Annotated in this window: 10 protein-coding genes; 2 read left to right on the forward strand and 8 right to left on the reverse strand. The window is 69.0% G+C overall.

What is annotated here, in order from left to right:
* A partial coding sequence (locus E0L93_RS15485) for a nucleotidyltransferase family protein (RefSeq protein WP_243638274.1) occupies positions 1-478 on the reverse strand: 478 nt, incomplete at its 3' end.
* A gap of 87 nt (positions 479-565) precedes the next feature.
* Here E0L93_RS15485 and murB point away from each other — a divergent pair.
* Together murB and E0L93_RS15495 are read left to right on the forward strand one after the other, a co-directional pair.
* Complete coding sequence (gene murB, locus E0L93_RS15490) at positions 566-1459, forward strand: UDP-N-acetylmuramate dehydrogenase (protein WP_132692992.1); 894 nt, start codon at positions 566-568, stop codon at positions 1457-1459.
* Positions 1460-1505: 46 nt separating this feature from the next.
* The gene (locus E0L93_RS15495; protein WP_132692993.1) at positions 1506-2507 is read left to right on the forward strand and encodes a sulfotransferase; all 1002 of its coding nucleotides are present in this window, start codon (positions 1506-1508) and stop codon (positions 2505-2507) included.
* On the opposite strand, the gene E0L93_RS15500 is transcribed toward E0L93_RS15495, so the two are convergent.
* The 7 genes from E0L93_RS15500 to E0L93_RS15530 all read right to left on the reverse strand — a co-directional run bounded on the left by E0L93_RS15500 (position 2504) and on the right by E0L93_RS15530 (position 10455).
* Positions 2504-3904, reverse strand: coding sequence for a short-chain fatty acid transporter (locus E0L93_RS15500; protein WP_132692994.1), 1401 nt, complete (start codon positions 3902-3904; stop codon positions 2504-2506). The two genes, E0L93_RS15495 and E0L93_RS15500, sit on opposite strands and share 4 nt — an antisense overlap.
* A 70-nt stretch (positions 3905-3974) precedes the next feature.
* Positions 3975-5027: a TIGR03668 family PPOX class F420-dependent oxidoreductase gene (locus E0L93_RS15505; RefSeq protein ID WP_132692995.1), complete on the reverse strand. Its 1053-nt coding sequence runs from the start codon at positions 5025-5027 to the stop codon at positions 3975-3977.
* On the reverse strand, positions 5024-6046 hold the full coding sequence (locus E0L93_RS15510; RefSeq protein WP_165874423.1) for an LLM class flavin-dependent oxidoreductase: 1023 nt from the start codon (positions 6044-6046) through the stop codon (positions 5024-5026). Before E0L93_RS15510 ends, E0L93_RS15505 begins: the two co-directional genes overlap by 4 nt.
* Before the next feature lie 41 nt (positions 6047-6087).
* The gene (locus E0L93_RS15515) at positions 6088-7335 is read right to left on the reverse strand and encodes a Zn-dependent hydrolase (protein WP_132692997.1); all 1248 of its coding nucleotides are present in this window, start codon (positions 7333-7335) and stop codon (positions 6088-6090) included.
* On the reverse strand, positions 7332-8594 hold the full coding sequence (locus E0L93_RS15520) for an aspartate aminotransferase family protein (RefSeq protein WP_132692998.1): 1263 nt from the start codon (positions 8592-8594) through the stop codon (positions 7332-7334). Before E0L93_RS15520 ends, E0L93_RS15515 begins: the two co-directional genes overlap by 4 nt.
* A 70-nt stretch (positions 8595-8664) precedes the next feature.
* Positions 8665-9657, reverse strand: coding sequence for a TIGR03557 family F420-dependent LLM class oxidoreductase (locus E0L93_RS15525; protein ID WP_132692999.1), 993 nt, complete (start codon positions 9655-9657; stop codon positions 8665-8667).
* 9 nt (positions 9658-9666) lie between these two features.
* Positions 9667-10455: a sulfite exporter TauE/SafE family protein gene (locus E0L93_RS15530; RefSeq protein ID WP_132693000.1), complete on the reverse strand. Its 789-nt coding sequence runs from the start codon at positions 10453-10455 to the stop codon at positions 9667-9669.
* Between the last annotated feature and the right edge of the window lie 130 nt (positions 10456-10585).

Here is a 10585-nt window from a genome sequence, read left to right on the forward strand (position 1 = left end):
CTTCGGGCTCGGGCTTCTCCTGAAAGCCCAGGATGTTGCCCTCCCGGTCCACCTCCACGACCCCGTACTCTGAGGTGTCCGAGACGCGCATCAAGGCTATGGTGGCGAGAGCACCCTTCTTCTCGTGAAAGGAGACGAGCTCGTTCAGGTTCACATCGGTCAGGGCGTCGCCCATGATGACGACGAAGGTCTCCTCGAAGCGGTCCTCGAGGCGCTTGACGCCCCCGGCGGTGCCCATCAGCTCCTCCTCGCGGCTCAGGTAGACGTCCATGCCGTTGATCCGGGCCCTCTCGCCGTAGGCGTTCAGCAGTGCGTCGGCCAGATAGTGGACGTTGACATGAACCTCGGCAACCCCATGGTCCGCCAGCAGCTCGAAGATGTGCTGGATTATGGGGCGGTCCACGACCGGGGCCAGGGGCTTCGGGATCTCGCCCGTGAGCGGGAAGAGCCGCGTCCCCTTCCCGGCCGCCAGTACCATAGCTTTCACAGAGTTCCTCCTGTAGATGTGTGCGAAATCTCCTCGTCGCACTGCAGCGGTTCGACTTTTACTCTATATTTCTCCCCGATGCACCGGAAGACCCTACAGCGCCTGTTCCCGCAAGCCCGCTTCGACGAACCCCTGAGCCGGTACACGGCCTGGAAGATCGGGGGTCCGGCGGACGCGCTTCTGGAACCCTCGAGCACCGGAGAGCTCCTCGAATCCATCCATCTGGCGAGAGAACATTCTATCCCAATCACGGTCCTGGGAGGAGGCACGAACGTCCTGATCCGGGACGGCGGCATCCGGGGGCTCGTCATCCGGCTGGCCCGCAACTTCCGCGGCGTGGAGGTCGACGGCACCGGGCTCGTGGCCGAAGCCGGCGCACTCTACCCGGCGCTGGCGAACGCCACCGCCGCCCGCGGGCTCACCGGCATGGAGTTCGCCACCGGCATCCCCGGCACGGCCGGAGGTGCGGTCTACATGAACGCCGGGGCCTACGGCAGCGAGACGAAGGACATCCTCGTCTGGGCGGACGTCTACCGGGATGGGGAGCTGATGCGGATGCAGAACGCTGACCTGGACCTCGGCTACCGGTACAGCCTCCTGCACGCGCACCCGGACTGGATCGTGGTGCGGGCCGCCTACCGGCTGCAGCCGGGCGACCCGGAGAGGTCGAAGCGGATGATCCGGGAGTTCCGCGCCCGGCGCATGGCGGGCTCCCCGAACCGCCCGAGCTGCGGCTCGACCTTCAAGCGCCCGCCGGGAGACTTCCCCGGCAGGGTGATAGAGGCCGCCGGCCTGAAGGGCACCCGCATCGGCCAGATAGAGGTCTCGCCGGTCCACGCCAACTACTTCGTCAACCACGGTGGCGGTTCCTCCGAAGATGCTCTGAAGCTCATAGAACTGGTTAGGGAGAAGGTCTACGAGCGGCTCGGGATCGAGCTGGAGCTGGAGGTGAGGATCCTGGGAGAACCGTGACCGCCCGCAGAGAGAAGATCGCGCCCTCCCTCTGTAGAATGTCCGCATGCCGGAAAAGCTCATGAAGAGCGGCCGCAACGCCGCGCGCTCCCTGAGGAGCGGGCTGCGGGCCCGCGCCCGCAGGAGCCCGCGGGCCCGCCGGCTCTACTACCGGTTCGTCGGCTACCGGCAGGCGGCGCTCATGCAGCTGGCGGCGCTGCGCGGCGGCCGGGGTGAGCACCGGGTGAACGCGGCGAACCTGGTCTGGATCTTCTGCGCCAGCCGCAGCGGGAGCACCTGGCTTCGCAGCATGCTGGCCGAGCTTCCCCGCTTCCGCGTCTGGGAGGAGCCGAAGGTCGGGCAACTCTTCGGGGAGTTTTACGCGAGGGCCCAGCAGGGGCAGCTCGGCTCCAAGGACTTCATCCTGGGAGACCCGATCCGGAGCGGCTGGCTCCGCTCCATCCGCAACTTCGTCCTCGACGGGGCCGGGTACTCGCACCCGCTCCTGACCCGCGAGGACTACCTGGTGGTAAAGGAGCCGGACGGGGCCATCGGAGCACCGCTCATCATGGAGGCGCTGCCGGAGAGCCGCATGATCCTGCTCGTCCGCGACCCGCGGGACGTGGCGGCCTCCGCCCTCGACGCCACCCGCGCGGGGAGCTGGATGTACGAGGGCTCCGACCGGGTTTTCTGGAAGGACACCGGCATGACCCCGGAGGAGTTCGTCAGGATCCGGGCCGAGACCTACCTGCAGAGCATCGGCAGCGCCAGGCGGGCCTTCGATGCCCACCGGGGCCGCAAGACGCTCATCCGGTACGAAGACCTGAAGGAGGACACTCTGGGCACCCTGCGCCGCGCCTGCCGGGAGCTGGAGCTCCCGGCGGATGAAGCTACCCTGGCCCGGGCGGTCGGGAAGCACGCCTGGGAGAACATCCCCGAGCGGGAGAAGGGCCGGGGTAAATTCTACCGCCGGGGCGCCGCCGGGGGGTGGAGGGAGGATCTGAGCCCCGGGCAGGCCCGGATCGTGGAGGAGATCACGGCCCCCCTGCTGCGCGAGCTCTATCCCTAACCCGGACCGAGGAAGAGCAGCACGCCGCCGAAGACGATCCCGCTCACCAGCAGCGTGATGGTCGTATAGCCCAGGATGTCCCGGATGCCCAGCCCGGCTACCGCCAGCAGCGGGATGGCCCAGAACGGCTGGATCATGTTCGTCCACTGGTCTCCGTAGGCTATCGCCATGATGACCACCTCGTGGCTCACCCCGAGCCGGTCTGCGGCATCCACGAAGATCGGGGCCTGCACCGCGAACTGCCCGCCGCCCGAAGGTACGAACATGTTTATCAGGCCGGCGAAGAGCATCGTGAAGATACCGAGCGTCTGCGGCGTGGAGATGCTGACGAAGAACGAGCTGAGCACCTCCACCAGCCCGGTCGCGGTCATCATGCCCAGGATGCCGGCGTAGAGCGGGTACTGGAGCAGGATCTGCCCCACCGTCTTGCCGGCCTCGGAGATTATCTTCACCAGCTGGGCCGAAGAACCCACGACGAGCATGATGACCGCCAGGAACGACCAGTTCACGATGTCCAGCGTGAGCGCCAGCCCCTCCTGGGCGAAGTACACGGCGAGATACGCGGCGAGCGCCAGCCCGATAGAGAGCGTGATCACCCGCGCCCCGTCGAGCCGCTGCGCCAGGGTCTTCTCACCAGGCTTGTCCTCTCCCCGGCCGTCCTCCGGGGAGTCGGCGACGGGCGCCACCTCTGCGGTCTCCCGTCCCAGAGGATCGCCGAGCGGGTTCTGCCCCTCGCCGAGTTCCACGATGGGATCGTCGCCGCGGGGCGTCAGGAGCACCATGCTCGTTATGACCGCCGCGAGCACCAGTACGATGGCGAGTATGTTCCACCACGCGAGGATCGTCTGCGTCACCGGGACGAGCGGGGCCAGATCCTCGAAGAAGCTGCCGGGGGTCGCGGCGGCCAGCGGCCCCGAGCCGGAGTAACCCATGTGCCAGACCACGAACCCGGAGTACGCACAGGCCACCAGCAGGGGATAGTGCAGCCGGATGCCCCGTTCCCGCGCGGCCTGCGCCACCTGCACCGCCATGATCCCCCCGACGATGAGCCCGATGCCCCAGGAAATAAGCGACGCTATCCCGGCGACCAGGGTAACGAACCCGTAAGCCGCCGCCGGCGATCTGGGAACGCGCGAAATCCGGCGCAGCAACCGCCGGACCGGTCCGGTGTTCGCCAGCGTGTAACCGAGCACGAGGACGATCGAGATCTGGGCTATAAACTCCAGCAGCCCCGCCAAACCGTCGCCCCAGCCGCGCAAGACCTCGACCGGTCCGCTGTCGGTCAGGGTCAGGCTCATCGCGGCGACCACGAAGGTCAGAATGATGGCGAAGACCAGGCTGTCCGGCAGCCAGCGCTCCACGATCCGGACCATGGGCCGGGCCAGAGCTCGCAGCATGAGGCACTCCCCTCTCTCCCGCCTTTCCCTCGGGGGACATGGTAGGCGCGGCGAGGATCCCGCGCAAACCCTAGGCGTCCCGGAAGACCACCAGCTCTTCCAGCGGCCGCCGGGAGCGGCGCTTCGGCGGGTCGCCGGCAGCGTACCCGAGCGTGAGCAGCGCGTGCGGGACCAGGTCCCGGCCCAGCCCCAGAGCCTCAACCACCGCCTCCGGGCAGAAGAGCGGCGCGCACATCCATCCCCCGTCCAGCCCCAGAGAGTAGGCGGCGAGCAGCGCGTTCTGCGCCGCCGCCCCCAGCGATTGTATGGCCATCGCGATCTCGTTCCTCTGGCGCGCCTCATCCGGGTAGCGGTCCAGCTCGCCCGGGTAGAGGCAGAGGAGCACCAGGACCGGAGCCTCCAGCAGCCGCCGCCGGGAGCCCTCCAGCCGCCTCCCCACGACCTCCGGCTCCTGTCCGTCCATCTCCAGGTTGCGCCGCCACTCCGCGCCCATCGCCTCCGCCAGCCTCTCTTTGGTCCCCGGCCGGCGGATAACGGCGAACCGCCACGGCTGCGCGCCGTGCGGCGAGGGCGCCCAGCGGGCGGCCTCCAGCACCCGCTCCACGAGCTCCTCCGGGACCTCTTTCTCCAGATACCGCCGCACCGAGCGCCGTCCGCGCGCGGTATCCAGGAACGAGCTTTCCTCCGGCGCGGCGTCCAGCGCCCCCCACGCCGCGGCCCTCTCCACCCGGAGCGCTATCACGGGCTGCTCCTCGAGGCGCATCCGCTCGTACTGGTGGTACTTGCCGCGCAGCAGCCGGACGGCGGCGGCGTGCTCCCCGAGCCCCGGCTCTACCAGCTCCGCGCGGCCTCGCGCCATCACGAACGCCAGCCGGCTCCAGTCCTCGGCGTACCGGTCCACGAGGAGCGCGGCGCGCGGGTTCTCCAGGATGTTGCGCACCCGCTTCAGGCGCGTTGCGGGCACGCTCTTGGGCTTCTCGTCCAGCGGAACGTAGACGGAGCCGGCACCGTCGTAAGCGAAGCAGACCGGGACGGCGTGCGGCTCTCCGGAGGCGCCGGCGGTCGCCAGCCGTCCCACCCGCCGGCGGACGAGGAAGGCGGCCTGGTCCGGAGTAAGGCTCACGCCTTCCCTGCCGCGGCCCGCACCGCCGGAGCCACCCGCTCGACGAAGAGCCGCATGGAGTTGAGGGCCTGCTCGTGGCTGAGCCCCGGCAACCGGCCCCAGAAGCAGAGATGCTCGTAGGGAGCCTGCCGGTAGAGCTCTATGAGATCCCGCGCCACCTCATCGGGACTTCCGACGAAGTACGGCTCGCGCGGCACCTCGCCGGGGCCGATGGGCTCGGGCCGGGGCTCGTCCCGGCCCGAGCCCCACTCCGCGTAGCGGTTGCGCTGGTAGGCGATGCAGGGGGCGGCCTCGGCCCAGGCCCGCTCCGGGTCCTCGTGCACGTAGACGGCCTGCGAGGCGATGAGCGGGAAGGTGGCCGGGTCCCGGCCGTGCTCCTTCAGCTTCCGCTGCAGCAGGCCGTACATCTCGGCCGCGCCCTTCCGGCCCCCGGCCATGAAACCGTCGGCGAGGCGCACCGCCCGGTCCACGGCCGGCTCGGTGTAGCCGCCGAAGTATATGGGGATCCTGCGCCCCGGCCGCGGCTCGAAGGGCAGATCCTCGAAGCGCCAGCGCCTGCCGGAGAACCCGATCCGGCCCTCCTCCCATGCCTGGCGGATCACGGCCACCCCCTCCTCCATGAGCGAGGGCCGGTGCTTCCGGTTGAAGCCCAGCACCTCGAACTCGTGCTGCACGTACCCGAGCCCCACCCCGAGCACGAACCGCCCGCCGGAGATGAGGTCCACGACCGCAGCATCCTCGGCCACCCGCAGCGGGTGGTGCATCGGCAGGAGCAGCACGTTGGTGCCGATCGTCATGTTGCGGGTACGGGCCGCGATCGCCGCCGCCGCCACCAGCGGCGAGGGCAGGTACCCGTCGTCCACGAAGTGGTGCTCCGAGAGCCAGACGCCCGAGAGCCCGAGACGCTCTCCCTCCTCGATCTCTTCCAGGCACTCGCCGTAGAAGCTGCCGTAGCTCTGCCGGAACGGCACCGGCTGCCGGAAGTCGTACCACAGCCCGAAGGTCGGACCGTCATTCATGTGCAACCCTCCCTCGTTCGCCACCCGCCTCATTTATATCCTCAGGAGGTGCGGCCGGCCACCCAATCCATGGTCTTGATCGCCAGCCGGTGCAGCGCCCGCACGCTCATCTCGACATCCTCCACCGGGGTGTCCTCTTCTTTGGTGTGGCTCAGCCCCCGCAGGCTCCTGACGAAGAGCATCACCGCCGGCATCAGGCGCGCCATCTCCGCCGCGTCGTGCAGCGGCCCCGAGGGCAGGCGGTGCGACGTCCCGGCGACCTCCCTCACCGCCTCCTCCGCGAGCTCGATGAGCCCGCCGTCGAAGGGGACCGGCTCTATCCGCCACAGCCGCTCCCACTCCACCTCGCAGCCCTCCTCTTCGGCTATCCTCCCGCTGTTCTCCTTCGCCACCTCCAGCATGTCCGCGAGCACGTCGGCGCGGAGCGCCCGCTGGTCGAGGGACATCTCGCACCACCCGTTGAATGCGGTGACTATTCCCGGGCGCACGTTCACGAACCCGGTGGTGGCCCGCACGTCGTCCCGCCGCGCGGCATCGTCCCGGAAGGCCACGGCCGAGCGGGCCGCCGCGATGAAGGCGTCGCGCCGCGCGTCCATCGGCGTGGCCCCGGAGTGCGCGTGCCGGCCCGTAAAGCGCACCGCGTGCCGCTCCACGCCGAAGGTGCCGAGCACGACCCCGAGCGGCAGGCCCAGCCGGTCGAGCACCGGTCCCTGCTCGATATGCAGCTCCAGGTAGGCGGCGGCGTTCTCCAGCTGCCGGTGCGACTCGTTCATCCGGTCCAGTTCCACCCCGTGCTCGCGCAGGGCATCGGGCAGCGCAACGCCGTCCCGGTCCCTGAGCCCCCGCACCTCGTCCGGGTTCAGCGTGCCCGCGCAGGCGCTGGAGCCGAGCAGGCTGCGCCCGAAGCGGGCCCCCTCCTCGTCGGCCCAGTCCACCAGGCGCAGGGTGACGGGCCGCCGCCGCGGAGCGAGAACCCGGAAGGACTCCAGAGCGGCGATGATGTTCAGGCACCCGTCGAGCCAGCCGCCGTTCGGCACGGAGTCCAGGTGTCCGCCCAGGATCACGGCTCGCTCCGAGTCGCCGGGAGCGGTGGCCCAGAGGTTCCCGGCCTCGTCCACCTCTACCTCGCACTCGATCTCGTCCAGCAGCCCGCGCAACCACTCGCGCGCCCGCGCCCACTCCTCCGTCCAGCAGACCCGGCGAGCCCCCTCCGGGCCGCCGGTCAGGCGGTCGAGCTCCCGCAGCTCCTCGACGGCCCGGCGGCAGTCTACGGCCTCCTCCACGTTCATCGGCCTCCCTCCCCGATCCCGGCTATGGCGCTCTCCAGGACCCCGGCCGCCTCCTCCGCGGCCTCGCGGGTGACGGTCAGCGGCGGCGAGATGCGGATCGCACTCCCCCTCAGCCCACCCTTGCCGAAGAGCACGCCCCGCTCCCGGCACAGCTCCAGCACGCGGTTCACCGCCACCGCATCCCCGAGTTCGACCCCCAGCATGAGCCCCCGGCCGCGCACCTCGGCGACGATCTCGTGCTCGTTTGCGATCCCCTCCAGCCGCCGCTTCAGGTAGCCTCCGACCTCCCGCGCGTTGTGTTGCAGCCCGTTCTCCAGGATGAAGTTCAGGTTGGCGAAAGCCCCGGCGGTCGCGAGGTGGTTGCCGCCGAAGGTAGAGATGTGCAGCTTGGGCGAGAGGGAGTCCATGATCTCGGCCCGGCCCATCACCGCTCCCATGGCGAGCCCGTTGCCGATACCCTTCGCCATGGTTATAAGGTCGGGCTCCACACCGTGGGCCTCGATGCCCCAGAAATGATCCCCGGTGCGCCCGAAGGCGGTCTGCACCTCGTCGGAGATAAACAGGATGCCGGTCTCGTCCAGGATCTCCTTCACCCGCCTGAAGTAGCCCGGCGGCGGCTCGATAAACCCCCCAACGCCCTGGATCGGCTCCGCGATAAACGCCGCGACGTGGCCGGTGGTAGCCGTCTCGATGAGGTTACGCACGTCGCCGGCGGCCTCCTCCGGACCGAGCGGGCCGTAGGCCGGGTGCGGGTTGATGGCGTAGGAGACGTCCAGCGCCGAGCGGGAGGTGGCACGCCAGGGGGCCTGCCCGGTGACGCTCATCGCGCCGTAAGATCCGCCGTGGTAAGAGCCCCGGAGCGCGATGACCTCGCCGGAGTTGCGGTAGGTGGTGGCGAAGAGCAGGGCCGCCTCGTTCGCCTCGCTCCCGCTGCCGACGAAGAAGACCTTGTTCTCGCCGGAGATGGGCGAGAGCTCCACCAGCTTCTCGGCCAGCAGGATCTGGTTGCGGATCAGGTACAGCGTGGAGGAGTGGAAGATCCTCTCCGCCTGCGACCTGACCACCTCCACGATCTCCGGCACCGCGTGCCCGCTGATCGTTGTCACGATGCCGCCGAAGAAGTCCAGGTACTCGTTGCCCTCCGAGTCCCAGACCTTGAAACCCTCCCCGCGGACCAGCTCTATGGGCCTCTCGTAGTAGAGCGCGATCCACCCGGGCATGACCGCCCGGTGGCGCCGAAGCAACTCATCCGGGTTCATACAGCAGCTCCTCTCGACGAACCTTCCGGTCAGTATAACGGAGCCGCCCCCGCGGAGGAGAGCAGCGATATCACCCCTCCGGCCAGCGGAGCTCGGGGGCGACGCGCTCCCCGTAGGCCCGGATGAACTCCTCCTGGTTGCGCCCCACGTTGTGGACGTAGACCTCGTCGAAGCCCAGATCTATGTAGTGCTGGATGTGCTCCAGGTGTTCGTCCAGATCGGCGCTTATGAGAACCCGGTTCTTGAAGTCCTCGACGGTGACCCGCCGGGCCATCGCCTGGAAGTCCTCGGGGTTGCGGATGTCGGCCTTGGGGAAGGGCATCCCGCCGTTGGGCCACTCGCGCACGGCCTGCTCTTCAGCCTCGCGCTGCGACCCGGCCCAAGAGACGTGGAGCTGGACCATCTTCGGCATCGCCGCCGGGTCCTTCCCCGCCTCGCGCGCCCCCTCCTCGAAGCGCCCCAGGAGCATCCTTATCTTCTCGTCTGCCGCTCCCACGGTGATGATCCCATCGCAGAACTTGCCGGTGCGCTTGCTCTGGATGGGGCCGGCGGTGGCGACGTAGATCGGGGGCGGGTTCTCGGGCAGCGTGTAGAGCCGCGCGCTCTCCAGCCGGATGTGCCCGCCGGAGTACTTCACCTTCTTGCCGGTGAACAGCTTCCTGATGACCTCGATGGACTCCATCAGGATGCGCAGCCGCACCGGGGCCTCCGGCCAGTAGCGGCCGACGATGTGCTCGTTGAGGGCCTCGCCCGCGCCCAGGCCCAGCCAGAACCGTCCCGGATACATCGCCTCCAGCGTCGCCGCACCCTGGGCGATGATCGCCGGGTGGTAGCGGAATCCGGGCGGGGTGACCCCGGTGCCGAAGCGCAGAGAGGTAGTCGCCCCCAGAGCGCCGAGCCAGCTCCACACGAACGCGCTCTGGCCCTGCTCGGGGGTCCAGGGGTGGAAGTGATCCGAGGCCATGACCGAGGTAAAGCCGTTCTCCTCCGCGATCCGGCTCCACCGCAGCAGGTCCGTGGGATGGAACTGCTCGAACATCGCCGCGTAACCCAGAGTCCCCATCAGTCCTCCCTAGCCGATCAGCATCCTCAGTCCGATGAAGGTGATCATACCAGCCAGGACGATCTTGAGCGGCGTGCCGGGAACCCTGCTCGCCGCCACGCTGCCCAGAACCACGCCGGGAACGCTCCCGAGCAGGAGCATCCCGGCCATCGCGAAGTCCACGTTGCCGTAGAGGATGTGAGCCGCCCCGGTCGTCAGGGAGAGCACCGTGGCGTGCGCCAGATCCGTGCCCACGACCACGGCCGGAGCGAGCGGGTAGAGCAGGAGCAGGATGATGGCCATGATGCTCCCGGACCCGACGGAGGTGAGCCCGACGAGATACCCCCCGAAGGCCCCGAAGAGGACCGTGAAGCCCCGCCGCCGGAGGCTCATGCGCCCTTTGCCCCTCCAACCGCCCCGCCGCTCCGGCACCCTCATGAACAGGGTGCGATAGATGAGCGAGCCTCCGGCCAGCACCAGCACGCAGCCGATGATCGTGATCATGATCGCATCCACCCGCGCCGGGTCGAAGGTGTGCTTGATCCACTCCAGGGTCTGCACCCCGAAGAGGCTGGCCGGGATGCTCCCGAGAGCCAAAAAACCCGCCACCTCCAGATTCACCGAACTCTGCCGGTAGTGCTGAACGGAGCCCACGATCTTGGTGACGGTGGCGTAGACCATGTCCGTCCCGATGGCGGTCGGAGCGGGCATCCCGATCGTGATTAGAAACGGCGTCATGAGAGCCCCGCCGCCCATGCCGGTCAGGCCGACCAGGAAACCGACCAGCAAGCCGAAGGCTACGGGAAGGGGCTCGATCAAGCCCGGCTGTACTCCCTGACCCCGGCGGGCTCCAGATACCCGAGCTCCTCCAGCTTCTCGATCACCCTCCTCGCACTCTCCTCAGGCTCCTCCCTGTCGGTCCTTATGTGCAGCTCCGGAGCAACCGGCG

The organism is Rubrobacter taiwanensis, from assembly GCF_004337705.1.
In the GTDB taxonomy this organism is placed as follows: domain Bacteria; phylum Actinomycetota; class Rubrobacteria; order Rubrobacterales; family Rubrobacteraceae; genus Rubrobacter_C; species Rubrobacter_C taiwanensis.